Below are 25,261 nucleotides of genomic sequence, written 5' to 3' on the forward strand. Positions count from 1 at the left end.
GAGCAGGCCCAGCAGCGAGCGACCGACCGCGTTCTGGGACCGGGACAGACGCCCGCGATCGACGACATCGACCCCACCGAGGGTCGTCTGCACCGGTTGCGCGGGCGTCTGTCCCGGTCCCAGAACGCGGTCGGTCGCTCGCTGCTGGGCCTGCTCGGCGGCGGCGACCTCGACGAGGATTCGTGGGAGGAGGTCGAGGACACGCTTCTCGTCGCGGACCTCGGCAGCGCGGCGACCGGCGAGATCGTCGCCACGCTGCGTGAGCAGATGGCCGTGCGGAACGTCCGCAGCGAGAGCGAGGCGCGCGCGCTGCTCCGCGAGGTGCTGATCGATCAGCTCACGCCGTCGTTCGACCGATCCATCCGGGCCCTCCCGCACGGTGACCGTCCGTCGGTGCTCCTGGTCGTCGGCGTCAACGGCACCGGCAAGACCACCACCACCGGCAAGCTCGCCCGCGTCCTGGTGGCCGACGGTCGACGCGTCGTTCTCGGCGCGGCCGACACCTTCCGCGCCGCGGCGGCCGACCAGCTGCAGACGTGGGCGGAGCGTGTCGGCGCCGACGTGGTCCGCGGCAAGGAAGGGGCGGATCCGGCCGCGGTCGCATTCGACGCGGTCAGCCGTGGCATCGCCGACGGCGTCGACTGCGTGCTCGTCGACACCGCGGGCCGCCTGCACACCAAGACCGGTCTCATGGACGAGCTCGGCAAGGTCAAGCGCGTCATCGAGAAGAAGGCCCCGGTCGACGACGTCCTGCTGGTCCTCGACGCGACCATCGGTCAGAACGGTCTGGCGCAGGCCCGCGTGTTCGCCCAGGTGGTCGACATCACCGGTGTGGTGCTGACCAAGCTGGACGGAACCGCCAAGGGCGGCATCGTCTTTCAGGTGCAGCGCGAGCTCGGTGTACCCGTCAAGCTGGTCGGCCTCGGCGAGGGCGCGGACGACCTGGCGCCCTTCGATCCGGCCGCCTTCGTGGACGCGCTGCTGGGCTGATCCGGCTCGGGTCCGGCTCGGGTCCGGCTCGGCACTCCCGCGCAACACGTTCGCAACATGATCGGGCGCGGCGTTCACACGGCCGAAACTCCGTGGTGTCGCCGCCGAAACAGCCACTGAGCACTCTTTCCCTCAGGTATTCAGCCACCGTCGGCTGGGCCGAGGTACTAGAGGAGGCTCGAGGTGGATTTCCCCGTAATCGGTGCACCCGACACCGGTGACACCGCATGGATGCTGACCAGCGCAGCGTTCGTGTTGCTCATGGTTCCGGGACTGGCGTTCTTCTACGGCGGCATGGTCCGTGCGAAGAGCGTGCTGAACATGATCATGATGAGCGTGTCCGCGATGGGGGTCGTGGGTGTGCTGTGGGTGCTGTACGGCTACTCGATGGTCTTCGGCGAGGACAAAGCCGGCATCGTCGGTGACCCCACCCAGTTCTTCGGGCTGAAGGGGCTGTTCGGCGGAACCTACCTCGCCGGCGAGGACGAGGCCGGCGCCGTGGTGGACGCCGCGATCCCGCTGGTGGGCACCATCCCCGCCACGGTGTTCGTCTCCTTCCAGGCCATGTTCGCGATCCTGACGGTGGCCCTGATCTCCGGTGCGGTCGCGGACCGCCTCCGCTTCGGACCGTGGATGCTCTTCTCCGCCCTGTGGGCCACGCTGGTCTACTTCCCCGTCGCGCACTGGGTGTTCTCCTTCGACGAGGTCACCACGCAGACCGGCGGGTGGATCGCCAACAAGGTCGAGGCCATCGACTTCGCCGGTGGCACCGCGGTGCACATCAACGCCGGCGCGGCCGGTCTGGTGCTCGCGCTGATCCTCGGCAAGCGCAAGGGATGGCCGAAGACGCCGTTCCGCCCGCACAATCTTCCGTTCGTCATGCTCGGTGCCGGCCTGCTGTGGTTCGGCTGGTTCGGCTTCAACGCCGGTTCCGCCGTCGGGTCGAACGGTGTCGCTGGCGCCACCTTCGTCACCACCATCGCCGCCACCGCGGCCGCCATGCTCGCCTGGTTGCTCACCGAACGCATCCGCGACGGGCACGCCACCTCGCTCGGTGGCGCGTCGGGCATCGTCGCCGGCCTGGTCGCCATCACCCCCGCCTGCAGCTCGGTCAACATCCTCGGTGCGCTCGTCATCGGCGTGGTCTCGGGTGTGCTCTGCGCCCTCGCCGTCGGGCTGAAGTTCCGCTTCGGTTACGACGATTCGCTCGACGTGGTCGGCGTCCACTTGGTCGGCGGTCTGGTCGGCACGATCCTGGTCGGCTTCGTCGCCACCGAGGAGGCCCCGGCCGGTGTCGCCGGACTGTTCTACGGCGGCGGCGCGTCCCAGCTGTGGGCACAGATCATCGGTGCCGGTGCGGTCCTGCTCTACTCTCTGGTGGGAACGACCATCGTGGCGCTCATCGTCAAGTACACCGTGGGCCTGCGTATCGACGACGAGGGCGAGTCGCTCGGAGCCGATGAATCCGAACATGCCGAGACGGGCTACGACTTCGCAGCCCTCGGCGGATCTTCCATGGGCCGCGTGCCCGCCAAGGAGGCGTGAGATGAAGTTGATCACCGCAATCGTCAAGCCGTTCACCCTCGAGGACGTCAAGACCGGACTCGAGCAGGCCGGAATCCTCGGCATGACGGTCAGCGAGGTCCAGGGCTACGGCCGGCAGAAGGGCCACACCGAGGTCTACCGCGGCGCGGAGTACTCGGTCGACTTCGTCCCGAAGGTGCGGGTGGAGGTCGTCGTCGACGACGCGGCCGTGGACAAGGTGGTCGAGGTGATCGTCGAGGCGGCACGCACCGGCAAGATCGGTGACGGCAAGGTCTGGGTGTCCCCGGTCGAGGCCGTCGTCCGCGTCCGCACGGGGGAGCGCGGCACCGACGCGCTCTGATCGACCGCACATCACGCTCGGACCGGCCGTGATCCCACTCGACGACGAGGTGGGGTCACGGCCGGTCTCGTGAGGCGACCGTTCATCAGGCGAAGCGAGAGGACACGAGATGTCGACGGACCGAACGGGTGGGACCACCACCGGGGCGACCGACCTGGTGCGAGCGCGGGCCAAGCTCCTCGAGGGGCGGGGCCGCAGCCGCCTCGCCGCGCCGGCGCTGCGCGAGGCGCTGACCGATCTGTTCGAACTGTGGCTCACCACCACGGCGTCCGAGGTCGGCATCTCGCCGGACAGCGGTTTCGCCGTCCTCGCGGTGGGCGGGCTCGCGCGCCGCGAGATGCTGCCGTACTCGGACCTCGATCTGGTGCTGCTGCACGACGACATGGACCCCGCGCTGGTCTCCGACGTCGCCGACAAGCTCTGGTATCCGTTGTGGGACGCCCACATCGGACTCGACCACAGCGTGCGTACGCCCGGCCAGGCGCTCGACGTGGCGGCGACGGACCTGACGGCCGCGCTCGGCCTGCTCGACGCTCGGCACGTCGTCGGGGATCGGGAACTGAGCACCGCGGTGATCTCGGGCATCACCCGCCAGTGGCGCACCGGGATTCGCGAACGGTTCCCGTCGCTCGAGGAGGCGGCCCGCGCGCGGTGGAGCCGCAGCGGCGACATCGCGCACCGTGCCGAACCCGACCTCAAGAGCGGTCGCGGTGGCCTGCGTGACGTGCAACTGCTCGACGCGCTGTCCCTGGCACAGGTGACCGACGCGATGCCGGGACCGGGCTCGATCGGGACGGACGCGGCGAGTGGCGGTGTGCGCGAAGCACATCGGCGCATTCTCGACGTCCGCACGGAACTGCACCGGGTCGCCGGCCGCGGACGTGACCACCTGCGGGCCCAGGACGCCGACGAGATCGCGGCCGCGCTGCGCCTCGGCGACCGGTTCGATCTGGCCCGCGTGCTCACCGACGCCGCCCGCACCATCGGGTACTCCGTCGACGTCGGGCTTCGCACCGCGGCGAACGCGCTTCCGCGGCGCGGACTCTCACGGCTGCGACTGGTCACGGTGCGTCGGCCTCTGGACGAGGGCGTCGTGGAACACGCGGGGGAGGTGGTCCTCGCTCGGGACGCGCGCCCGACCAAGGACCCCGGACTGATCATGCGGGTCGCCGCGGCGGCCGCGGTGACCGGACTGCCCATGTCCGCGTCGACACTGCGTCGATTGTCCGACAGCGCACCGGAACTGCGTGAGCCGTGGCCGAAGGAAGCGCTGGACGACCTGCTGGTGGTGCTCGGATCGGGTCAGCGGGCCGTCGCGGTGATCGAAGCGCTCGACCGGACGGGGCTGTGGGGCCGGCTGATGCCGGAATGGGGTGCGGTGCGCGATCTTCCGCCGCGCGACGCCGTCCACACCTGGACCGTCGACCGGCACCTGGTCGAGACGGCCGCCGTGGCGTCGGGCCTGACCACCCGGGTGGCCCGCCCGGACCTGCTGGTCCTCGGCGCGCTGCTGCACGACATCGGCAAGGGCCGGGGCGGCGACCACAGCGTGGTCGGGGCGGACATCGCCGCACAGATCGGTCGCCGTCTCGGGCTGTGGCCGTCGGACCTCGCCGTCGTGGTGGCGATGGTGCGACACCACCTGCTCCTGCCGGACACGGCGACCCGTCGCGACCTCGACGATCCCGCCACCGTCGCGCGCGTCGTCGACACGCTCGGCGGCGACGCCCGGCTGCTCGAACTGCTGCACGCCCTCGCCGAGGCCGATTCGCTCGCCACGGGACCCGGCGTCTGGGGCGAGTGGAAGGCGTCGCTCATCGGGGACCTGGTGCACCGCTGCCGGCTGGTGGTGGCGGGGGAGGAGCTGCCCGAGCCCGATCCCGTTGATCCCGAGCTGCTGGGCCGAGCCGACGAGGGCGTCGTGGTCGACCTGGCCCCGACCGACTCCCCGCACACGTTCGACGTCACCGTCGTCGCCCCCGACCGGCGCGGCCTGCTCTCCAACGCGGCCGGGGTGCTGGCCCTCGCGTCGCTGCGGGTGCTGTCCGCGTCGGTGACGAGTGCGCAGGGCCACGCGGTGAACCGCTTCGTCGTCACGCCCGCCTTCGGCAGCCCGCCCGAACCGGGCCTGCTGCGGCAGGAACTCATCCGATCGTTGGACGGCGACCTGCCGTTGCTGGAACGGCTCGACGCCAAGGAGGCCGACGCGCGGTCGGCCGCGACGCCGGGGCTCCTGCCCGACCCGGCCGACGGGACCCGCGCCGTCGGCGGGATGCCGCTGCACGCCCAGGCGCCGCCGCGCATCCTCTGGTTCGAGGGGGACGAGCCCGGCCACGCAGTCGTCGAGGTGCGGGCGGAGGATCGTCCGGGGCTGCTGTGCCGGCTGGCCGCGGTCTTCGAGACGCACGGCACCGACGTCCGGTGGGCCAAGGTGGCCACCCGGGGCACGTCGGTGATCGACGCCTTCGGGGTGGATCTGTCCGCCGCCGGGGAACCCGCGCCGGTCCTGCGCGCCGAGATCGAACGGGGGCTGCTCGCCGTCGTTCCCGCCCCCGCTCCGCCCACGGAGGACGACGACCGGCCCTAGCACCTGGTCGCCACGGCCGTCGGCGCGGACCGTTAGGCTGGGCGGGCACGTCGTCCGCGGAAATTCAGGAGCGTCATCGGTGTTCGAATCACTGTCCGACAGATTGACCGGAAGCCTCAAGGATCTGCGAGGCAAAGGTCGGCTGACGGCGTCCGACATCGATGCGGTGTGCCGGGAGATCCGACTGGCCCTGCTCGACGCCGACGTCGCGCTGCCCGTGGTGCGAGCGTTCATCGCTCGCATCAAGGAGCGCGCGAAGGGTGCGGAGGTCTCGGCCGCGCTGAACCCGGCGCAGCAGGTCGTCAAGATCGTCAACGACGAGCTCGTCGCCATCCTGGGCGGCGAGACCCGGCGGCTGACGTTCGCGAAGAACCCGCCGACCGTCATCATGCTGGCCGGCCTGCAGGGTTCCGGTAAGACCACCCTGGCGGGCAAGCTCGCCCGCTGGCTGAAGACGCAGAACCACACGCCCCTGCTGGTGGCGTGCGACCTCCAGCGTCCCGGCGCCGTCTCGCAGCTGCAGATCGTCGGCGAGCGGGCCGGCGCCGCCGTGTTCGCTCCACACCCCGGCACCTCGATCGGCGGCGGTGCGAACGCGCTCGGCGTGTCCGCGGCCGACCCGGTGGAGGTCGCCCGCGCCGGTGTCGCCGAGGCCCGCGCCAAGCAGCACGACGTGGTCATCATCGACACCGCGGGTCGCCTGGGCATCGACGCGGAACTGATGGGCCAGGCCGCGGGCATCCGCGACGCGACCGAGCCGGACGAAGTGCTGTTCGTGCTCGACGCGATGATCGGTCAGGACGCAGTCAGCACCGCGGAGGCGTTCCAGGACGGGGTCGGCTTCACCGGCGTCGTCCTGACCAAGCTCGACGGCGACGCGCGCGGCGGCGCGGCCCTGTCCGTGCGCGAGGTCACCGGCCGACCGATCATGTTCGCCTCGACCGGCGAGAAGCTCGAGGACTTCGACGTCTTCCACCCGGACCGCATGGCGAGCCGCATTCTCGGCATGGGTGACCTGCTCAGCCTGATCGAGCAGGCCGAGACCGTATTCGACGCGAAGCAGGCCGAGGACACCGCGGCGAAGATCGGCTCCGGCCAGCTCACCCTCGAGGACTTCCTCGAGCAGATGATGGCCATCCGCAAGATGGGCCCGATCGGCAACCTGCTCGGCATGCTGCCCGGCGCCGGTCAGATGAAGGACGCGTTGGCGTCCGTCGACGACAAGCAACTCGACCGCGTGCAGGCCATCATCCGCGGCATGACGCCGGCCGAGCGTGCGGATCCGAAGATCATCAACGCCTCCCGTCGCCTCCGCATCGCGAACGGCTCGGGCGTCAAGGTGTCGGACGTGAACCAGCTGGTCGATCGGTTCTTCGAGGCCCGCAAGATGATGGCGTCGATGGCGGGCCGGATGGGCATGCCGGGGGCGCGCAAGCAGGTCCAGCGGTCGAAGAAGGGCAAGAAGGGCAAGAAGGGTGGCCGCGGTCCGACTCCGCCGAAGGTGCGGGGCGGGTTCCCCGGTGGCCTGCCCGCCGGGATGCCCGACCTGTCCTCGATGCCCAAGGGTCTCGACCAGTTGCCGCCGGGACTCGAGGGCCTCGACCTCTCGCAGCTGAAGCTGCCGAAGAAGTAGTCGGCCGTGCGGATCGGTCCGAACCTGCACCTGCGCGGAGTCCTGCTCGGCGGTGACGAGGAGTCGGCCGAGCCGACCGACGTGTGGGTGCGGGACGGGCTGATCTCCCTCGACCCCGTTCCCGGCGCCGTCACCGTCGCCGACGGCGGGTGGATCGTGCCCGGTCTGGTCGACGCGCACTGCCACGTCGGCATCCGGTACGGCGGCGGCCACGAGGACCCACCGGGAACGATCGCGCAGGCCACCCGTGAGCGCGAGGTGGGCGCTCTGCTGCTGCGCGACGCCGGCTCGCCGGTCGACACCCGCGAGCTCGACGACCACGAGGACCTGCCGCGAATCATCCGGGCGGGCCGGCACATCGCGATGCCGAAGCGCTACATCCCCGGTCTGCCCGTCGACCTCGAGGACGAGTCGCAGCTGCCGGAGGCGGTGGCCCAGCAGGCCCGCCTGGGGGACGGGTGGGTCAAGCTCGTCGGCGACTGGATCGACCGCGGTGTCGGCGACCTGGCCCCGCTGTGGAGCGACGACATCCTGCGGCAGGCGATCGACGCGGCGCACCGAGAGGGCGCGCGCGTCACCGCGCACGTCTTCGGCGAGGACGCCCTGCCCGGGCTGATCGCGGCGGGCATCGACTGCATCGAGCACGGCACCGGGCTGACCGACGACACCATCGCCGCGATGGTCGAGCACGGCACGGCGCTGGTGCCCACGCTCATCAACATCGAGACGTTCCCGTCGATCGCCGACAGTGCGGGCAAGTACCCCGTCTACGCCCGCCACATGCGCGACCTGCACGCCCGCGTGGCCGACACCGTCGGACGCGCCCACGACGCCGGAGTGCCGATCTACGCCGGAACCGACGCCGGCGGCGGCATCGAACACGGCCGCGTCGCCGACGAGGTCGCGGCGCTCGTGGGAGTCGGCATGACGCCGACCGAGGCGCTCGGCGCCGCGAGCTGGGCGGCGCGGCGGTGGCTCGGCCACGCCTCCGTCGAGCACGGCGCCCCGGCCGATCTGATCGGGTTCGCGGAGGACCCACGGCTCGGTCCCGAGGTGCTCTCCGCTCCCGACGTGGTGGTGCTGCGCGGCCGCGTGTGGTGACGCCGGTTCTACTCAGTGCTACCGGCCGGAGCGGTAGCTGTCTCGATTGCTACCGACCGGAGCGATAGCGGCGTTCCGGGCGGCCGGCCCGCCCGTACTGCAGACGCACCGTCAGGGCGCCGCTCGCCAGGTAGTGCTCGAGGTAGCGGCGGGCACTGACCCGCGAAATGCCCACGGCCTCGGCGCATTCGGTGGCGGACAGTTCGGCGGCCGCGGCCACGGCGTCCAACACCAGCCGTCCCGTCTCCGCCGAGAGGCCCTTCGGCAACGGTAGCGGGCGCGCCTCCGGGCGTGGGTCGGCCGCGGCGCCGCCGAAGAGGGAATCGACCAGATCCTGGTCCGCTGCACCGGATTCGAGCGCTTCGGTCCGCGCGCGGAAGGACTCCAGCTTGTCCCGCAGCTGCGGATACTCGAAGGGCTTGATGAGGTAGTCCGCCGCACCACCGCTGAGGGCGTCGGCCACGGTGTCGAGTTCCCGTGCGGCCGTGATCATGATGACGCCCACCGGGTTCTTCTCGGCGCGGAGACGGCGCAGCACGTCGAGTCCGGACGTGTCCGGCAGATGCACGTCGAGCAGGATGAGATCGGGATCGAGTTGGGCGACGGCCGTCAGCGCGGCGGCAGCGGTGTGCGCGACCCCGACGGCGGTGAATCCGTCGGTGTGATCGACGAACCGACGGTGGATGTCGGCGACCATGAAGTCGTCGTCGACCACGAGAACGGTCGGCACGGGGGGTCCTCTCTTCCCGGGAACGGGGGGTCAGCCGAGCGGGATGCGGACGCGGAAGCGGGCGCCACCGGTGTCGGCGTCGTCGACCACGGCGGTGCCGCCGTGCTGCACGCTGACCAATCTGACCAGGGCGAGCCCGATGCCCCGACCGCCGGGGGTGTCCGGCTTGCTCGTCACGCCGCGTGAGAACACCACGTCCCGCATCTCCGGCGGCACACCCGGGCCGGAGTCGGTGACCTCGACCAGCAGGTCCGGCCGGTCCTGCAGCCGGACGACGATGCGTTCCGCCCCCGAATCGCGCGAGACGTCCAGCGCGTTGTCCACCAGGTTGCCGACCACGGTGATGACGTCGGTGGACAGCGCCGGGTCCAGCGCGCGCAGGTGCGAGGCGGGGTCGAGGTCGAGCCGCACCCCGACCTCCGCGGCCAGCGACGTCTTGGCGATCAACAGCGCGGCCACGGCCGGGTCGTGGACGTGGGCGGTGATGGACTCGCTGATCTCGGCGCGACGGCGAGTGAGGGTGCCCACCAGCGCCGTCACCTCGTCGTAGCTGCCGAGCTGGGCCAGACCGGAGATGGTGTGCAGCTGATTGGCGAACTCGTGGGTCTGGGCGCGCAGGGTGTCGGTGACCGACTTGTGCGAGGTCAGCTGGCTCTGCATCGACGCGAGCTCGGTGCTGTCACGCATGGTGGTGACGGTACCGATGCTCTGTCCGCCCCGCCCGGCGCCGCGGCCGGTCGCGCGGATGGTGGCGCTGCGGCGGTTGACGGCCAGGACGCGGGTCGCGGTGGTGATCACCAGGTCCTCGACCTCGCCTTGTCCGAGCAACACCGCGGCGAGACCCGGGTCGATGCCGACCTCGTCCACCGGACGGCCGACGACGCCCGGCTCCACACCGAGCAACGCGACGGCGCTGTCGTTGATCATGGTGATGCGACCGTCGGTGTCGACGGCGATGACGCCCTCACGGATGCTGTGCAGCAATGCTTCTCGATGATCGGCGAGAGTCGCGATCTCGGCGGTCTCGAGGCCCAGCGTGTGTCGGCGGACGCGGCGGGACAGCAGGACGGACCCGACCGCGCCCAGGCCGGCGCCGATGCCGAGGTAGATCAGCAACCGAGCGCCGGAGCCGGACAACAGCATCCACGTCGACGGGTAGTTCTCCGACACCGTGACCACGGCCAGCACACGACCGTCCGTGTCGAGAACCGGGACGTGCCCCGCGATCGAGGTCCGGCCGTCGACGGTCACGTCGCCGTACCATCCCCGGCCGCGGACGGCGTCGCTGTCGCCGAGGTCGGCCACACCGCGGACGCGGGTGGGATCGGTGGACACCAGGACCCGACCGTCGGGGGCGACGATCTCGGCCACCGTCGCCCCGGAGAGAGCGGCGGCGCGGTCGACGTCCGGCGCGAGCACCTGTTCGACCAGGGGAGCGTCGAGTTGCTCGCGCACGATCGGGGTCGAGGCGAGCGACTCGGCGACGGACAGCATCCGACCGCCCTGCAGGTCACGGAACTCCCGGGTGGACTGGTGGACCGACACGGCCGCGACGGCGCCGAGCACGACGGCCACGACGGCCAGCTGCAGGATCAGCACCTGGCCGGCCAGGGTGCGACGGCGACGGCGCAGCCGAACGCGGGCAGGCCGCACGACGCGACGGGATGGCGACCACAAAGAACACTACTTTCGTTGCTACCGAATAGGTGACCCGGATCACGCGGCATCACATGATTGCTCTCGATCACAGTCTGACATGCACGAACGAGACGAATCGAGGATCGATGCCGAGAAGGCTGATCGCCGCCCTGGCGCTGCTGCTCCTGGTGGCGTCCTGCGGAGTGACCCGCGGCGACGAGGGTGAAGGCCTGCACCGCCTGCGCATGATGGTGCCCAACAGTCCCGGCGGCGGGTACGACCTGACCGCGCGCACCGCCGTGAAGATCATGGAGGACGAGGACATCACGGGTCGCGTCGAAGTGTTCAACGTCATCGGTGCCGGCGGCACCGTGGCCATGGCGCGTCTGATGAACGAGACCGGCAACGAGGACCTCATGATGATGATGGGCCTCGGCGTCGTCGGTGCCGTCTACACCAACGGATCCGCCGCGCGCGTCTCGGACGCGACGCCGCTGGCCAAGATGATCGAGGAGCAGGAAGGCATCCTGGTCCCGGCCGACTCGCCGTTCCGCACCGTCGGCGATCTGGTCGCCGCCTGGTCGGCGAACCCCGGATCGATCACCGTCGGCGGCGGCTCGTCGCCCGGCGGCCCCGACCACCTGTTCCCGATGGAGGTCGCGCAGACGGTGGGCATCGACCCCACCGCGGTGAACTACATCTCCTACGACGGCGGCGGCGACCTGCTGACGGCGTTGCTGGGGAACAAGATCGCCGCCGGAACCTCCGGCCTGGGCGAGTACGTCGACCAGATCGAGTCCGGCCAGGTGCGCGTGCTCGCCGTGTCCGGCTCCGAGCGCGTCCCGGGGGTCGACGCGCCGACGCTGCGCGAGGCCGGCATCGACCTCGAATTCACCAACTGGCGCGGCATTCTCGCGCCTCCCGGGCTGTCCGAGGAGGTGCGCGCCGAGATGGTCGAGGCGCTCACCGACCTCCACGGCACGGATGCATGGAAGGAAGCACTGGTGTCCAACGGATGGACCGACGCGTTCGAGACCGGACCGGCGTTCGAGACGTTCCTGCAGGAGCAGGATCGCCGGGTCGAGTCGACCCTGACCGAGCTGGGGCTGGTGTGACCGCCACGGTGAACCGGCCACCCGAGTCCGGTGACACGCCCGCCCGTCGACCTCGCGACCTCGCCCAGTTCGGCGTCTGCGCCGTCCTGGTGGTGGTCGGGGTGTTCCTCCTCGTCGACGCCACCAACCTCACGGCGGAGTTCGCGAAGGTCGACCCCGTCGGCCCCAAGCTCTTCCCGATGGTGATCGGCATCGGGCTGCTGGTCTGCGCCGTCGCCCTCGGCATCGCGACGCTGCGCGGGTCGCAGGCCGAGCCGGAGAGCGGTGAGGACGTCGACACCTCGTCGCCCGCCGACTGGAAGACGGTCGGACTGCTCGTCGCGCTCTTCGTGGCCACGATCGCACTGGTCGACGTGCTCGGCTGGGTGATCATGGGTGCGCTGCTGTTCGGTGGTGCCGCAACGATTCTCGGCAACCGGCACTGGATCCGGAACCTCGCGATCGGCCTGGTGCTCTCGCTGGTGAGCTTCTACGCGTTCTACGTCGGACTCGGAATCCCGCTGTCCGCAGGCATTCTGGACGGAATTCTCTGATGGACAATCTGAACTGGCTCCTGGAGGGCCTGTCCCAGGCGGCGACGCCGATGAACCTGCTGTACGCCTGCATCGGCGTCCTGCTCGGCACCGCCGTGGGCGTCCTGCCCGGCATCGGGCCGGCCATGACCGTCGCCCTGCTGCTCCCCATCACGTACAACGTCAGTCCCAGTGCGGCGTTCATCATGTTCGCCGGCATCTACTACGGCGGAATGTACGGCGGATCGACGACGTCGATCCTGTTGAACACGCCCGGTGAATCGTCGTCGGTCATCACCGCCCTCGAAGGCAACAAGATGGCCAAGGCCGGGCGAGCCGCGCAAGCGCTCGCCACCGCGGCCATCGGATCCTTCGTCGCCGGCACCATCGGCACGCTCCTGCTGGTGCTCTTCGCCCCGATCGTCTCGCGCTTCGCCGTCTCGCTCGGTGCGCCGTCGTATCTCGCGATCATGTTGCTGGCTCTGGTGGCGGTCACGGCCGTCCTCGGCTCGTCGAAGCTGCGCGGGTGCATCTCGCTCCTGCTGGGTCTGTCGATCGGTCTGGTCGGAATCGACTTCCTCACCGGTCAGCCCCGCGCGACGTTCGGTATCCCGCTGCTCTCGGACGGCATCGACATCGTCGTCATCGCGGTCGCGGTCTTCGCCCTCGGCGAGGCACTGTGGGTCGCCGCGCACCTGCGTCGCAAGCCCGCCGAGGTCATCCCGGTCGGCCGCCCGTGGATGGGCAAGAGCGACTGGAAGCGGTCCTGGAAGCCGTGGCTGCGCGGCACCGCCTTCGGATTCCCGTTCGGCGCCCTGCCCGCCGGCGGCGCCGAGCTGCCGACCTTCCTGTCGTACATCACCGAGAAGAAGCTGACCAAGCACCCCGAGCAGTTCGGCAAGGGCGCCATCGAGGGCGTGGCCGGACCGGAGGCCGCGAACAACGCGTCTGCCGCGGGCACGCTGGTGCCGATGTTGTCGCTGGGTCTGCCCACCAACGCCACCGCGGCCGTCATGCTCACCGCGTTCGTGTCCTACGGCATCCAGCCCGGGCCCACGCTCTTCGACAAGGAACCGCTGCTGGTCTGGACGCTGATCGCCAGCCTGTTCATCGGCAACTTCCTGCTGCTGGCGTTGAACCTGCCGCTGGCCCCGCTCTGGGCGAAGCTGCTGCGCACGCCGCGTCCGTACCTCTACGCCGGCATCCTGTTCTTCGCCGTGCTCGGCGCCTACGCGGTCAACCTCCAGTGGCTCGACCTGGCCCTGCTGCTGGTGTTCGGTCTGCTCGGACTGATGATGCGACGGTTCGGCCTGCCCGTGCTGCCGCTCATCATCGGCGTCATCCTCGGACCGCGCATCGAGCGTCAGCTCCGTCAGACGCTGCAGCTCAACGAAGGCAACTGGAGCGGTGTGTTCACCGAGCCCATCGCGGTCGCCGTGTACGTCGTCATCGCCGTCCTGCTCGTCGCGCCGTACCTCGGTCGCCTCGTCCGCGGCCGCGTCGGCACCCCCGTCACGGAGACCACCCGAGAGAAGGAGAACGCATGATCGTCGTCGGCTACACCCCGGATCGCTACGGGTCCGCCGCGCTGGACCACGGCATCGCCGAGGCCCGCGTCCGGAACACCGGGCTGCGCGTGGTGAACGCGACGCGGGGCGACGCCCTGGTCGACACCAAGTTCGCCGGGGACAGCGACGTCGACGCACTCGAATCGACCCTCGCGGCGTCGGGCGTCGAGCACGAGATCGAGAGCGACGTGTCCGTCGACCCGGTGGAGGCCCTGCTGGGCGCGATGGACCGCGAGGACGCCGACCTGCTCGTCATCGGCATCCGGCACCGCTCGCCGGTGGGCAAGCTGCTCATGGGCAGCACGGCCCAGCGACTGTTGCTGCAGTGCGACAAGCCGGTGCTGGCGGTGAAGCCGGCGGAGTAAACGACCGGATTGGTACGGGCGGGCAGGCCGGAGGCCGGTCGGATTGGTACGGGCGGGCAGTGGTCTGGCAGAATGGACCGCTGTCCGCCCGTCTCCGGTTACGTACCGCGCGGCGGTCACGACACCCCTTCATCGCAAAACCGGGTGCACGCGCCGTGTGCACCGCTGAATTGCGCCGTGACCAACTCCGGTCGCCCCGGCGACCACCACGAAAGAGGCTCTGTTCTCCATGGCAGTCAAGATCAAGCTCACCCGTCTCGGCAAGATCCGCAACCCGCAGTACCGCATCGTCGTCGCCGATGCGCGTACCCGTCGTGGTGGCCGCGCGATCGAGACGATCGGCAAGTACCACCCGAAGGAAGAGCCCTCCCTGATCGAGGTCGACACCGAGCGCGCGCAGTACTGGCTGGGCGTCGGCGCTCAGCCGACCGAGCCCGTCGAGGCCATCCTCAAGATCACCGGTGACTGGCAGAAGTTCAGGGGCCTGCCGGGCGCCGAGGGCACCCTCAAGGTGAAGGAGCAGGGCCCGTCCAAGCTGGACCTGTTCAACGCCGCCCTCGCCGCGGCCGACAACGAGCCGGTCGCCGAGGCCACCACGCCGAAGAAGAAGAAGGCGGCCAAGGCCGACGACGCCGAGGCCACCTCGGCCGAGGCCACCGACGCGACCGACGAGTCCGCCGACAAGTGAGCGCGATGGTCGCCGACGCCGTCGAGCACCTCGTGCGCGGCATCGTCTCCAATCCCGACGACGTCCGGGTCGAGATGATCACCGGACGTCGCGGGCGGACCGTCGAGGTCCACGTCCACCCGGACGACCTCGGCAAGGTCATCGGTCGCGGCGGTCGTACCGCCACGGCCATTCGCACCCTGGTCACCGGCATCGGTGGGCGCGGCATTCGTGTCGACGTCATCGACACCGATCGCTGAGTTCCCGCCCGTGGAACTGGTGATCGGCCGAGTGGCCAAGTCGCACGGTGTACGCGGCGAGGTGGTCGTGGAGGTGCGGACGGACGAGCCCGACCAGCGGTTCGCTCCGGGCACCGTCCTCCGCGGTCGCTCGCGCGGTGTCGCGACGACGTCCGAGCACGTGGTGGAAGCCGCCCGGGATCATTCCGGGCGGCTTCTGCTGCGTCTGGCCGGGGTGTCCGACCGGGCGTCGGCGGATGCGCTGCGCGGCACCCTCTTCGTGGTCGACACCGCGGACCTGCCGGAGTCGTCGGACCCCGACGAGTTCTACGACCACGAACTCGAGGGCATGACGGTGCGGTACGCGGACGGTCGTCCGCGCGCCGGCGAGGTGATCGGCACCGTGCGCGAGGTGTTGCATTCCGCCGCCGGCGAACTGCTGTCCGTGCGTCCCGCCGGGTCCGATCGCGGTGAGGTGCTCATTCCGTTCGTTGCGGCGATGGTGCCGCGGGTCTCGCGTGACGAGCGCGTCGTCGAGGTGGACCCGCCGGACGGCCTGCTGAGCGACACGTGACCGACCCGAGCGGGGCCGCGCTGCGGCTCGACGTGGTCACCATCTTCCCCGAGTACCTCGAACCCCTGCGAACGGCGTTGCTGGGCAAGGCCATCGAGCGCGGGCTGGTGTCCCTGGGCGTGCACGATCTACGGGATTGGACGCACGACGTCCACAAGGCCGTCGACGACTCGCCGTACGGCGGTGGTCCCGGCATGGTCATGAAGCCGACCGTGTGGGGCGACGCGCTCGACGCGGTGACGGCGGACGCGGACGATCCGATTCTGGTGGTGCCGACCCCGGCCGGGGTGCCGTTCACCCAGCGCACCGCCGAACGATGGTCGCGGGAGCGGCATCTGGTGTTCGCCTGCGGTCGCTACGAGGGAATCGATCAGCGCGTGTTCGACGACGCCGCCCGGCGGATGCGGGTCGAAGAGGTCAGCATCGGCGACTACGTCCTCATCGGCGGGGAGGCCGCGGTCCTCGTCATGGCCGAGGCCGTGACCCGGCTGATCCCCGGTGTGCTCGGCAATCAGCAGTCGCACCAACAGGATTCGTTCTCCGACGGTCTGCTGGAGGGACCGGGCTACACCCGTCCCGCCGTCTGGCGCGACCTCGAGGTTCCTCCGGTGCTGTTGTCCGGCAACCACGCTCGGATCGAGGCGTGGCGCCGGGAGCAGTCGCGGGAACGCACCCGCGAGCGTCGGCCGGACCTGCTCTAGTCGATCACCCCATCGGGGAACAGGATCGTCACCGCGCCGGTCACGGTGATGCGGGCGTGCTTGGCGCCGTCGTCGTCGACGACGTCGGTGTCCGTGGTGTCCTCCCGACCGCCCGCGGCGCCGTACCAGGGATCCTCGCGCGAGAGCACGGCCAGCACGTAACGCCGGTCGGCGCCGACGAAGCCCGTGCTCAGGTGGATCCACCGACCGTCCACGCAACACATCCAGCCCTGCTTCACGCCGCGCGTCGTCTCACCGGACAGGGCGCGGGGGATGCCGAACGTCTGCGGGTAGCCGTCGGCGCCCAACGGGGTGTAGCGCTCGAGGTCGGTCGTCACGGTGTCGCGGTCGGTGGGGGAGAGCCCACCGCGGCCGTCGAGCAGCCCGTCGTAGTAGCCGATCAGGTCGCGGGCGGTGGTGCGGGTGTTCCACCAGATTCCGTCGTCCGACGCGGTGGTGGCCGTCAAGCCGTAGCGCTCGGCCACCCGGCCCACCAGGTCGCTGCCTCCGGCGTAGTCCCAAAGCACCTGTGCCGCATCGTCGTCCGACGACGACAGCATCGGCGCGATCCGGTCCCGCACCTCGGCCGGCAGGTCGATCTCGCCGCGGGAGGACCGCATCAACAGGTCGTCGGCGACGAAGAGCTTGACCACCGACGCGGTCTCGACCGGATCGTCGTCGCCGATGCCGCGGTAGGTGTCGGTCTGCCGGTCGAGGTAGGCGATGGACACGGTGGCGCCCCGCTCGGCCGCGCCGTCGACCGCCTGTTGCAGACGGTCCGCCGGATCCGGGGCCATGCTCATCTCCGGCGCGGGGAACGGGGGCGCCGGTGGCGCGTCGGTCACCATCGCGCCCGAGGGGGTGCCGCACGCCACGGCCATCGCGGCGACCGGGACCACGGCCCACCGCGCCACCCGGCCGAGGGGGAGCCGTCGCTCCCGGGACCGGCCGAAACCGTACGACGACGCCGAATTCACCGAACTCCCGAACCTCCCGCCCGCACGTGCGGGACTACGGACGACGATACCGGGCGCGGTAGGGTCCATCGCCGTGACGACCGCCCCGACATCAGTGAACCGCAGGATCGCCGACGAGCTCGACGTGGCCGAGGAGCGCGTACGCGCGGCCGTCGATCTGCTCGACGGGGGCGCCACGGTCCCGTTCATCGCGCGCTACCGCAAGGAAGCGACGGGCACTCTCGACGACACGCAGCTGCGAACGATCGAGGAGCGGCTGCGCTACCTCCGCGAACTCGACGAGCGGCGACGGGCCGTGCTCGAGGCGATCCGCAGCCAGGGCAAGCTCACCGACGATCTCGCGGCCACCATCGCCGAGGCCGACACCAAGGCGCGCCTCGAGGACATCTACCTGCCCTTCAAGCAGAAGCGCCGCACCAAGGCCCAGATCGCCCGCGAGGCCGGGCACCAGCCCGTCGCCGACGCTCTGCTGGGGGACCCGACCACCGACCCGGCGACGTTCGACGACGAGCAACTGGCCGGCGCCCGGGCCATCCTGGTGGAACAGTTCGCCGAGGATGCCGATCTGGTGGGCGAGTTGCGCGAGCTGCTGTGGACGCGCGGGCGGCTGACCGCGACCGTGCGGGAGGGCAAGGAGGCGGAGGGCGCCAAGTTCTCCGATTACTTCGCCTTCTCCGAAGCGTTCACCACGGTGCCGTCCCACCGCGTTCTCGCCGTGCTGCGCGGCGAGAAGGAGGAGGTGTTGTCGCTGACGATGCACCCCGAGCCGAACGACGACGAGATCCCCCGCGGCACCCCGACCGTCTACGAGACGCGCATCGCCGCTCGGTTCGGCGTGGCCGACCGGGGCCGTGCGGCCGACCGCTGGCTCCTCGACACGGTGCGGTGGGCCTGGCGCACCAAGATCCTCGTCGGGCTCGGACTCGACGCCCGCCAGCGCCTGCGCCAGGCCGCCGAGGAACGTGCCGTCGAGGTGTTCGCCTCCAACCTCAAGGACCTGCTGCTCGCCGCGCCCGCGGGAGCCCGGACCACGATGGGGCTCGACCCCGGGTACCGCACCGGCACCAAGGTGGCCGTGGTCGACGCCACCGGAAAGGTCGTCGCCCACGAGACCGTCTACCCGCACAAGCCCCAGGGCAAGTGGGCGGAGTCGCTCGCGACCCTCGCCGGACTGGTGTCGCGGCACGGCGTCGACCTGATCGCGATCGGCAACGGCACCGCCTCGCGCGAGACGGACGCGCTGGCCGCCGAACTCGTCGCCGCGCTGCCCGACGCCGGACTCACCAAGGCCGTGGTGTCCGAGGCCGGGGCGTCGGTGTACTCGGCCTCGGAGTACGGCTCGCGGGAACTCCCGCACCTCGACGTGTCCATTCGCGGCGCCGTGTCCATCGCCCGGCGCCTGCAGGACCCGCTCGCCGAACTGGTGAAGATCGACCCGAAGTCGATCGGAGTCGGCCAGTACCAGCACGACGTGTCCGAGACGATGCTCGCGCGCTCGCTCGGGGCCGTGGTCGAGGACGCCGTGAACGCCGTCGGCGTCGACGTCAACACCGCCTCCGTGCCCCTGCTGGCGCGGGTCTCCGGTGTCGCGCCGGGGTTGGCGGAGGCCATCGTCGGACACCGGGACACGCACGGGCCGTTCCGGTCCCGCGCCGCGCTGAAGGACGTGCCCCGCCTCGGCCCGAAGGCGTTCGAGCAGTGCGCGGGCTTCCTGCGCATCACCGACGGGGACGACCCCCTGGACCGGTCCAGCGTGCACCCCGAGGCCTATCCGGTGGTCCGCCGCATCGCGGGCGCGGCCGGGGTGGGCGTGCGGGACGTCGTCGGCAACGCGTCGGTCCTGAGGTCACTGCGACCGCAGGACTTCGTCGACGACCGGTTCGGTCTGCCCACCGTCACCGACATCCTCGGCGAGCTCGAGAAGCCCGGCCGCGACCCCCGGCCGGAGTTCACCACCGCGACCTTCGCCGCCGGCGTCGAGAAGGTCGCCGACCTGACCCCCGGCATGGTGCTCGAGGGCGTCGTGACCAACGTGGCCGCGTTCGGGGCGTTCGTCGACGTCGGCGTCCACCAGGACGGGCTGGTCCACGTCTCCGCGATGTCCCGCTCCTTCGTCTCGGACCCCCGCGACGTCGTCAAGTCCGGACAGGTCGTGAAGGTGAAGGTGATGGAGGTCGACGTCCCCCGGCAGCGCATCGGACTCTCCCTCCGGCTCGACGACGAGCCCGGCGCCTCCTCGACTCCCGATCGGGGCCGGCCGCGCGGTGGCGAGCCGGGCACCCGCGGTGATCAGGGCCGCTCCCGTGGTGACCAGGGCCGCTCCCGCGGTGATCAGAGCCGCTCCCGCGGCGGTGACCAGGGCCGCTCCCGCGGTGGTCGCCGCGAGTCGGCTCCGGCGTCGACCGGGTCGATGGCCGACGCGTTGCGTCGCGCGGGTCTCGGCTGATCGGACTTCCACCTGCGGCGGGTGCGCGGCGGTAGACTGCCGGCACCCGTCGGCGGTGAGGGGTGATCGGTGGGAGGTGGCCGAGGATGATCACGCGGTGGATCGATCACGTGTCGGCCGAGGGCCGCATTCCACTGCTGTTCTTCCTCGCCGGCTTCGTCGTCGGCTTCGCGTTCATCCGCTTCAGCGTGCGCATGATCCGGGCACAGGTGCGGTGGTGGCCGGGCAACGTCACGCCCGGCGGACACCACGTGCACCACGTCGTCTTCGGCACCGTGTGCATGCTCGTCTCCGGCGTCGCGCTCATCGCGGTGTACACCGACGGGACACAGACCACCGGCGCGGTGCTGGCGACGTTCTTCGGCATCGGCGCCGCCCTGGTGCTCGACGAGTTCGCCCTCATCTTCTACCTCGAGGACGTGTACTGGGCGGAGCAGGGACGGACCTCGGTGGACGCCGTCTTCGTGGCCGTGGCGGTCACGATCATGCTGCTGTTCGGCCTCAAGCCGCTCGAGTTCTTCGACGTCGCGGGGTTCCGGGACGATCCGAATCCGGTCGTGCGCGCGCTCATCGTCGCGTTGGCCGCGCTGAATCTCCTGCTGGCCGCCATCGTGCTCGCCAAGGGCAAGATCTGGACCGGCCTCGTGGGACTGTTCTTCCTGCCGTTGCTGCTGATCGGGGCCCTCCGGCTCGGTCGGCCGGGATCGCCGTGGGCCCGGTGGCGCTACACCCGCCGACCCAAGCGCATGGCGCGGGCCGTGCGGCGCGAGCGGAACGTCCGCCGACCCGTCGTGCGAGCCAAGATCTGGACGCAGGATCTCATCGCGGGACGACCCGACGCGGAGCACGTCCGGACCGCGGCCGAGGACGTGCTCGACCGCATCGTCGTCCCGGCTCCGCCCCCGCACGCCGAGAGGGCCACCGACTCCGACCGGGAGAGCGTCGCCGCCGGGTGAGCGGCCGCGATTTCCGCAGTCGCCGCCTCCTCTGGCACAATTGTGGGGTTGCCCGAGGACGGGTGCGCTGCGGCGTGCTCGGACGGCGGGGGACACCCATTCGGAGCACGAACCAGTCGAGCGCCGTCGATCTCGCGATCGGCGGTCGCCGCTCGGGTCCTCTGCTCGGCGAACGTCACAGCAAGGATGAGACATGAACACCCTGGACTTCCTGGACAAGCAGTCGCTGCGGAGCGACGTCCCCGAGTTCCGCCCCGGCGACACTCTGAACGTGCACGTGAAGGTCATCGAGGGCTCCAAGGAGCGCGTGCAGATCTTCAAGGGCGTCGTGATTCGACGTCAGGGTGGCGGCATCCGCGAGACCTTCACGGTCCGCAAGGTGTCCTTCGGCGTCGGCGTGGAGCGCACGTTCCCCGTCCACACGCCCAACATCGCCCAGATCGAGGTGCTGACTCGCGGCGACGTGCGTCGCGCCAAGCTGTACTACCTCCGCGAGCTCCGTGGCAAGGCCGCGAAGATCAAGGAAAAGCGCTGACCTCGTCGCGCCGACCGCTGCATCGACCGGCCGGGTTCTCGGGAACGTACTCCCGAGGCCCGGCCGTCGTCGTTCGCGGGCCCGCTAGTGTGTACGCGTGACGGACTCGCAGACCCCGGTGACCGGAGACGACGAGAACGGCCGGCGAGCCCGGCGGGAGTCCGGGAAGCAGCGGTCGTTCTGGCGCGAACTTCCCATTTTGATCCTGGTCGCCCTGGTCCTGAGCTTCCTGCTGCAGACGTTCGTCGCGCGGGTTTATCTCATTCCGTCCGAGTCGATGGAACCCACTCTGCACGGGTGCAACGGTTGCACCGGCGACCGCATCGTGGTCGAGAAGATGTCCTACCGGTTCGGCGATCCCCGGCCGGGTGACGTCGTCGTCTTCCGCGGGCCGCCCTCGTGGGACGGGGACTACGTCTCCACCCGGTCGTCCAACGTCGTGGTGCGCGGCGCCCAGGAACTGGGCTCGCTGGTGGGGCTGGTCGCGCCCGACGAGAACGACCTGGTCAAGCGCGTCATCGCGACGGGCGGTCAGACCGTGGAGTGCTGCGACGAGCAGGGCCGCGTGCTGGTCGACGGTCAGCCGCTCGAGGAGCCCTACGTCACCATGGACTTCGACTTCGTTCCCGGCTCGTCCACGTGCGACACCCCCATCCGCTCGGGCCGATGCTTCGGCCCGGTCACCGTGCCCGAAGGCAACGTCTGGGTGATGGGGGACAACCGCAGCAACTCCGCCGACTCCCGCTACCACGTGGCCGACGAGCTGCAGGGCACCGTCCCGCTCGACAACGTCATCGGCAAGGCGCAGGCGATCGTCCTGCCGCCGGGACGCTGGGGTCTCATCGACGATCCGGACATCCAGCAGCGGTGACCACGCTCGTCCGACTCTCGCGTACGTCGTGGCCGCCTCGGACGGTGATCCGACGCGCCGGCGGACTGCGCACGATGGAATCGGCGCTGCTGCGCAGCGGGCTCGGACCGGTCGCGGGAGTCGACGAGGCCGGCCGCGGGGCGTGCGCCGGCCCCCTGGTGGTGGCGGCCTGCATTCTCGGCGATCGCGCACGGACGGCGCTCGAGGCTATCGACGATTCCAAGAAGCTCACCGAGCCGACCCGAGAAGCGTTGTTCCCGCAGGTGATTCGCTGGGCCACCGCCTACTCCATCGTCACCGTGCCGGCCGAGGAGATCGACCGCATCGGTATCCACGTCGCCAACATCGAGGGCATGCGCCGGGCGGTCGCCGGACTGTCCGTCGACCCCGGCTACGTCCTCACCGACGGATTCCGGGTGCCCGGCCTGCCCGTGCCGTCGCTGCCGGTGATCGGGGGCGACGCCACGGCGGCGTGTATCGCGGCGGCGAGCGTGCTGGCCAAGGTCCACCGCGACCGCATCATGCGGCGACTGGACGTCGAGCGCCCCGGCTACGGGTTCGCGGTGCACAAGGGCTACAACACCACCGCCCACACCGACGCCCTCGCGCGGCTCGGCCCGTGCGACCACCATCGCCGGTCGTGGGCCAACGTCGCCTGCCTCGAGAACGCCGGTGCCGGAGACACAGCGGGGCGGGTACGACCGACCGCGGTCGATGCGGGATGATGTGAGCATGAGTGCCGAGGATCTCGAGAAGTACGAAACCGAGATGGAGTTGTCGCTGTACCGCGAATATCGCGACATCGTCGGCCAGTTCACCTACGTGGTGGAGACCGAGCGACGCTTCTACCTCGCCAACTCGGTGGAGATGATTCCGCGGAACGCCGACGGGGAGATCTACTTCGAGGTGCGGATGTCGGACGCCTGGGTGTGGGACATGTACCGACCCGCACGGTTCGTCAAGCACGTCCGCGTCATCACGTTCAAGGACGTGAACATCGAGGAGCTCGACAAGCCCGATCTGCGTCTGCCCGAGTAGAACTCGCCACCCGCGGTCTCGGGTGTCCCCGGGGCGCGCGTTCTCCACAGGTCGATCATCGACCCTGCTCGACGCCGGTTCGTCGTCGTCGATCTCCGCCACAGTGAGTCCCCGCATCGACGGTCGGTGCGCGGGGCGAGGGGTGGACACACGTGGGCAGGGACACGAGTACGGCCGGACGTGATCGGCGGTCGCAGCAGGGGGCCGCTCGATCGGCCGCGCAGGACGTGGGGCGGCTCGGGGAGGACGCCGCGGCGACGTTCCTGACGGCGGTGGGCCTGGACGTGGTGACCCGCAACTGGCGGAGTCGGCACGGCGAGATCGACATCGTGGCCGCGGACGGCGACACCGTGGTGTTCGTGGAGGTGAAGACGCGGTCGGGCACGGCGTTCGGTACCCCGGCGGAAGCCGTCACGCCGGCCAAGGCGGCGCGGCTGCACCGTCTGGCGGGACTGTGGCTCGCCGAGCGAGCGGGTCCCTGGGTTCCGGTGCGGTTCGACATCGTCGAGGTCATCGTGACCGACGGCGCCGACCCGCGCATCACGCACCTGCCGGGGGCGTTCTGATGGCGCTCGGGCGCGCGTTCTCCGTGGCGGTCACCGGGATCGACGGCGTTCTGGTGGAGATCGAGGCCGACGTGGGTCGCGGGCTGCCCGGGGTGCACGTCGTCGGCCTGCCCGACACCGCGCTGCAGGAGTCCCGCGATCGGGTGCGGGCCGCGGTGACCAATTCGGGTCAGGACTGGCCGGTGTCCAAGGTGGTGCTCGCGCTGTCGCCGGCGACGCTGCCGAAGGTGGGGTCCGTCTACGACCTGGCGATGGCCTGCGCGGTGCTCGGTGCCGCGCGGGTGGTTCCCGCGGACCCGCTGCTCACCACGGTGTTGCTGGGGGAGCTGGCTCTGGACGGGCGGGTGCGGACGGTACGCGGCATCCTGCCCGCGGTGCTGGCCGCGCGCCGGGCCGAGCGGACCCGGGTGATCGTGCCCACCGGCAGTCTGGCCGAGGCCGGGTTGGTGAGCGGCATCGAGGTACGCGGTGCGTCGCATCTGCGCGAGGTGGTCGACTGGATGCGGGGCCGCGGCGATCTCGCCGTTCCCGAATCGGCGACCGAGGTCGGAGCCGACCGCTACGAGGACCTGGCCGACGTCGCCGGTCAGGCGGACGCGCGCTGGGCGGTGGAGGTGGCGGCCGCCGGTGCCCACCACCTCATGCTGACCGGGCCGCCCGGCATCGGGAAGACCATGCTCGCCGGACGACTGCCGGGATTGCTGCCCCCGCTGACCGAGGAACAGGCGCTCGAGGTGACCGCCGTGCACTCCGTGGCGGGGACGCTCACGCCGGAGCGCCCCCTGATCACCGCGGCGCCGTTCGTCGCGCCGCACCACACCAGCACCGTGGCCTCGCTCGTCGGCGGCGGCAGCGGAGTGGCGAGACCCGGTGCGGTCAGTCGCGCGCACCACGGCGTGTTGTTCCTCGACGAATGTGCGGAGATGTCGGTGCGCGTCCTCGAGGCGCTGCGGACCCCGCTCGAGGACGGCGAGGTCCGCATCGCCCGACGGGACGGCGTCGCGCGGTATCCCGCCCGCTTCCAACTGGTGCTCGCGGCGAATCCGTGCCCGTGCGCCGCCCCGCGCGCCGCGGCGTGCGTGTGTGCTCCGGCGGCGCGGCGCCGGTATCTGGGCAAGCTGTCCGGCCCGCTGCTGGATCGGGTGGACCTGCGTCTCGCCATGCACGGGGACGCGGGGGGTCTGCTGGCCGACGGGCCGGGGGAGAGTTCGGCCGACGTGCGCGACCGGGTCGCCGCAGCGCGGGCGGCGGCGCGCGAGCGGTGGCGCGAGCACGGCTGGCACACCAACGCGGAGGTGCCGGGAGCGGCTCTGCGACAACGGTTCCGGCTGTCCCGCGACGCCCTGACCCCGATCGAACGGGCGCTGCGGCGCGGCGCGATCACCGCACGCGGTGCCGACCGCATCCTGCGCGTGGCGTGGACCCTCGCGGACCTCCAGGGCGCGCCCGTGCCGCAGGTCGACTGCGTGCTCGCGGCGATGTCCTTCCGCGAGCAGAGTCCGGCCGACACGACGGGAGCACGCACGTGACGACGGAGCAGGAGCGGACGGCGTGGGCGTACCTGTCG

General features: G+C 70.9%; 25 protein-coding genes. 22 read left to right on the forward strand and 3 right to left on the reverse strand.

What is annotated here, in order from left to right:
- From ftsY to HQ603_RS11255, 6 genes are all read left to right on the forward strand, one after another.
- Positions 1–990, forward strand: a 990-nt coding sequence (ftsY, locus tag HQ603_RS11230) for a signal recognition particle-docking protein FtsY (RefSeq protein WP_222684633.1), incomplete at its 5' end; no start/stop codon positions are given.
- A gap of 231 nt (positions 991–1,221) precedes the next feature.
- Entirely contained in the window at positions 1,222–2,535 is a 1,314-nt protein-coding gene (locus HQ603_RS11235) for an ammonium transporter (protein WP_261773719.1), read from the forward strand.
- 1 nt (position 2,536) lies between these two features.
- Complete coding sequence (locus tag HQ603_RS11240; protein WP_068100623.1) at positions 2,537–2,875, forward strand: P-II family nitrogen regulator; 339 nt, start codon at positions 2,537–2,539, stop codon at positions 2,873–2,875.
- 109 nt (positions 2,876–2,984) lie between these two features.
- Positions 2,985–5,462, forward strand: a complete 2,478-nt coding sequence (locus tag HQ603_RS11245) for a [protein-PII] uridylyltransferase (RefSeq protein ID WP_222684635.1) — start codon at positions 2,985–2,987, stop codon at positions 5,460–5,462.
- Between the two features lie 79 nt (positions 5,463–5,541).
- On the forward strand, positions 5,542–7,095 hold the full coding sequence (gene ffh / locus HQ603_RS11250; RefSeq protein WP_222684636.1) for a signal recognition particle protein: 1,554 nt from the start codon (positions 5,542–5,544) through the stop codon (positions 7,093–7,095).
- A 24-nt stretch (positions 7,096–7,119) separates the two neighbouring features.
- Complete coding sequence (locus HQ603_RS11255; protein WP_222684717.1) at positions 7,120–8,196, forward strand: amidohydrolase family protein; 1,077 nt, start codon at positions 7,120–7,122, stop codon at positions 8,194–8,196.
- 49 nt (positions 8,197–8,245) lie between these two features.
- Here the strand turns inward: HQ603_RS11255 and HQ603_RS11260 are convergent, their stop codons facing one another.
- On the reverse strand, positions 8,246–8,926 hold the full coding sequence (locus HQ603_RS11260; RefSeq protein ID WP_222684637.1) for a response regulator: 681 nt from the start codon (positions 8,924–8,926) through the stop codon (positions 8,246–8,248).
- A gap of 30 nt (positions 8,927–8,956) precedes the next feature.
- Positions 8,957–10,579 carry a sensor histidine kinase gene (locus HQ603_RS11265; RefSeq protein WP_222684638.1) on the reverse strand — a complete coding sequence of 541 codons (1,623 nt, stop codon included), beginning with the start codon at positions 10,577–10,579 and terminating at the stop codon, positions 8,957–8,959.
- Between the two features lie 131 nt (positions 10,580–10,710).
- Here HQ603_RS11265 and HQ603_RS11270 point away from each other — a divergent pair, with 131 nt between their 5' ends.
- The 8 genes from HQ603_RS11270 (at position 10,711) to trmD (ending at position 16,305) form a co-directional block, all read left to right on the forward strand.
- The gene (locus tag HQ603_RS11270; protein ID WP_222684639.1) at positions 10,711–11,679 is read left to right on the forward strand and encodes a Bug family tripartite tricarboxylate transporter substrate binding protein; all 969 of its coding nucleotides are present in this window, start codon (positions 10,711–10,713) and stop codon (positions 11,677–11,679) included.
- The gene (locus HQ603_RS11275; RefSeq protein ID WP_308126469.1) at positions 11,676–12,212 is read left to right on the forward strand and encodes a tripartite tricarboxylate transporter TctB family protein; all 537 of its coding nucleotides are present in this window, start codon (positions 11,676–11,678) and stop codon (positions 12,210–12,212) included. The genes HQ603_RS11270 and HQ603_RS11275 overlap by 4 nt, the downstream gene beginning before the upstream one ends.
- Positions 12,212–13,738, forward strand: coding sequence for a tripartite tricarboxylate transporter permease (locus HQ603_RS11280; protein ID WP_222684641.1), 1,527 nt, complete (start codon positions 12,212–12,214; stop codon positions 13,736–13,738). The genes HQ603_RS11275 and HQ603_RS11280 overlap by 1 nt, the downstream gene beginning before the upstream one ends.
- Positions 13,735–14,124, forward strand: a complete 390-nt coding sequence (locus tag HQ603_RS11285) for a universal stress protein (protein ID WP_222684642.1) — start codon at positions 13,735–13,737, stop codon at positions 14,122–14,124. Before HQ603_RS11280 ends, HQ603_RS11285 begins: the two co-directional genes overlap by 4 nt.
- 229 nt (positions 14,125–14,353) lie before the next feature.
- Positions 14,354–14,812, forward strand: a complete 459-nt coding sequence (gene rpsP / locus HQ603_RS11290) for a 30S ribosomal protein S16 (RefSeq protein WP_222684643.1) — start codon at positions 14,354–14,356, stop codon at positions 14,810–14,812.
- The gene (locus HQ603_RS11295; RefSeq protein WP_068100637.1) at positions 14,809–15,051 is read left to right on the forward strand and encodes an RNA-binding protein; all 243 of its coding nucleotides are present in this window, start codon (positions 14,809–14,811) and stop codon (positions 15,049–15,051) included. Before rpsP ends, HQ603_RS11295 begins: the two co-directional genes overlap by 4 nt.
- Before the next feature lie 10 nt (positions 15,052–15,061).
- Positions 15,062–15,604 carry a ribosome maturation factor RimM gene (rimM, locus tag HQ603_RS11300; protein WP_222684644.1) on the forward strand — a complete coding sequence of 181 codons (543 nt, stop codon included), beginning with the start codon at positions 15,062–15,064 and terminating at the stop codon, positions 15,602–15,604.
- A 20-nt stretch (positions 15,605–15,624) separates the two neighbouring features.
- Complete coding sequence (gene trmD / locus HQ603_RS11305; RefSeq protein ID WP_222684718.1) at positions 15,625–16,305, forward strand: tRNA (guanosine(37)-N1)-methyltransferase TrmD; 681 nt, start codon at positions 15,625–15,627, stop codon at positions 16,303–16,305.
- Here the strand turns inward: trmD and HQ603_RS11310 are convergent.
- Positions 16,302–17,282 (reverse strand): class A beta-lactamase-related serine hydrolase, encoded by a 981-nt coding sequence (locus HQ603_RS11310; protein ID WP_261773712.1) that lies wholly within the window; start codon positions 17,280–17,282, stop codon positions 16,302–16,304. The genes trmD and HQ603_RS11310 overlap by 4 nt on opposite strands.
- A gap of 73 nt (positions 17,283–17,355) precedes the next feature.
- On the opposite strand from HQ603_RS11310, the gene HQ603_RS11315 reads away from it, so the two are divergent.
- The 8 genes from HQ603_RS11315 to HQ603_RS11350 all read left to right on the forward strand — a co-directional run bounded on the left by HQ603_RS11315 (position 17,356) and on the right by HQ603_RS11350 (position 25,223).
- Positions 17,356–19,728, forward strand: coding sequence for a Tex family protein (locus HQ603_RS11315; RefSeq protein ID WP_308126470.1), 2,373 nt, complete (start codon positions 17,356–17,358; stop codon positions 19,726–19,728).
- A gap of 86 nt (positions 19,729–19,814) precedes the next feature.
- The gene (locus HQ603_RS11320) at positions 19,815–20,684 is read left to right on the forward strand and encodes a hypothetical protein (RefSeq protein WP_222684647.1); all 870 of its coding nucleotides are present in this window, start codon (positions 19,815–19,817) and stop codon (positions 20,682–20,684) included.
- A 193-nt stretch (positions 20,685–20,877) separates the two neighbouring features.
- Positions 20,878–21,219, forward strand: a complete 342-nt coding sequence (gene rplS, locus HQ603_RS11325) for a 50S ribosomal protein L19 (protein ID WP_068150377.1) — start codon at positions 20,878–20,880, stop codon at positions 21,217–21,219.
- 118 nt (positions 21,220–21,337) lie between these two features.
- Positions 21,338–22,090 (forward strand): signal peptidase I, encoded by a 753-nt coding sequence (gene lepB / locus HQ603_RS11330; protein ID WP_222684719.1) that lies wholly within the window; start codon positions 21,338–21,340, stop codon positions 22,088–22,090.
- Positions 22,087–22,815, forward strand: coding sequence for a ribonuclease HII (locus HQ603_RS11335; RefSeq protein WP_222684648.1), 729 nt, complete (start codon positions 22,087–22,089; stop codon positions 22,813–22,815). The genes lepB and HQ603_RS11335 overlap by 4 nt, the downstream gene beginning before the upstream one ends.
- 7 nt (positions 22,816–22,822) lie before the next feature.
- Entirely contained in the window at positions 22,823–23,128 is a 306-nt protein-coding gene (locus tag HQ603_RS11340) for a DUF2469 domain-containing protein (RefSeq protein WP_027505026.1), read from the forward strand.
- Positions 23,129–23,280: 152 nt separating this feature from the next.
- Positions 23,281–23,694: a YraN family protein gene (locus tag HQ603_RS11345; protein ID WP_222684649.1), complete on the forward strand. Its 414-nt coding sequence runs from the start codon at positions 23,281–23,283 to the stop codon at positions 23,692–23,694.
- Positions 23,694–25,223, forward strand: coding sequence for a YifB family Mg chelatase-like AAA ATPase (locus HQ603_RS11350; protein WP_222684650.1), 1,530 nt, complete (start codon positions 23,694–23,696; stop codon positions 25,221–25,223). The genes HQ603_RS11345 and HQ603_RS11350 overlap by 1 nt, the downstream gene beginning before the upstream one ends.
- Positions 25,224–25,261 lie beyond the last annotated feature (38 nt).

It is taken from the genome of Rhodococcoides corynebacterioides, assembly GCF_019834675.1.
Lineage (GTDB): Bacteria > Actinomycetota > Actinomycetes > Mycobacteriales > Mycobacteriaceae > Rhodococcoides > Rhodococcoides corynebacterioides_A.

Coding starts and splice junctions, on each gene's coding strand:
- HQ603_RS11235 (WP_261773719.1), top strand. CDS start 1,222: ATGCTGACCAGCGCAGCGTTCGTGTTGCTCATGGTTCCGGGACTGGCG.
- HQ603_RS11240 (WP_068100623.1), top strand. CDS start 2,537: ATGAAGTTGATCACCGCAATCGTCAAGCCGTTCACCCTCGAGGACGTC.
- HQ603_RS11245 (WP_222684635.1), top strand. CDS start 2,985: ATGTCGACGGACCGAACGGGTGGGACCACCACCGGGGCGACCGACCTG.
- HQ603_RS11270 (WP_222684639.1), top strand. CDS start 10,711: ATGCCGAGAAGGCTGATCGCCGCCCTGGCGCTGCTGCTCCTGGTGGCG.
- HQ603_RS11280 (WP_222684641.1), top strand. CDS start 12,212: ATGGACAATCTGAACTGGCTCCTGGAGGGCCTGTCCCAGGCGGCGACG.
- HQ603_RS11285 (WP_222684642.1), top strand. CDS start 13,735: ATGATCGTCGTCGGCTACACCCCGGATCGCTACGGGTCCGCCGCGCTG.
- rpsP (WP_222684643.1), top strand. CDS start 14,354: ATGGCAGTCAAGATCAAGCTCACCCGTCTCGGCAAGATCCGCAACCCG.
- HQ603_RS11320 (WP_222684647.1), top strand. CDS start 19,815: ATGATCACGCGGTGGATCGATCACGTGTCGGCCGAGGGCCGCATTCCA.
- rplS (WP_068150377.1), top strand. CDS start 20,878: ATGAACACCCTGGACTTCCTGGACAAGCAGTCGCTGCGGAGCGACGTC.
- HQ603_RS11340 (WP_027505026.1), top strand. CDS start 22,823: ATGAGTGCCGAGGATCTCGAGAAGTACGAAACCGAGATGGAGTTGTCG.
- HQ603_RS11350 (WP_222684650.1), top strand. CDS start 23,694: ATGGCGCTCGGGCGCGCGTTCTCCGTGGCGGTCACCGGGATCGACGGC.